General features: G+C 66.1%; 1 pseudogene. It reads right to left on the bottom strand.

Annotated elements, in window-relative coordinates:
- A pseudogene (locus KKP04_RS15390) lies at window positions 1-227 on the bottom strand (transposase); the annotation flags it as partial.

Genomic DNA, 227 nt, shown 5'->3' with positions numbered 1-227 from the left:
GGGCGGATCGGAGCCACCCCATGGCCTGTCGTCGCGGGCGTAAGCCCAGAGCTGGCCGAGCTTCACGCGCTTTCGTCATCCGTGAGCGCTTGTCGCTCACGGTAAACGTTCGCTTCGATCGAGGACAGGGCAGCGCGTCTCGTCTGCGAACAGTTTCGGCGAGGCTTTCAGGATCTCGAATAGGCGCGTCTGCAGCGGCGCCAGGAGCGCCGCCGCTTTGCCGACCC

The organism is Rhodomicrobium sp. Az07 (assembly GCF_018619475.1).
Taxonomy (GTDB): Bacteria; Pseudomonadota; Alphaproteobacteria; order Rhizobiales; family Rhodomicrobiaceae; genus Rhodomicrobium.
This window is presented reverse-complemented; position numbering and strand designations above follow the sequence as displayed.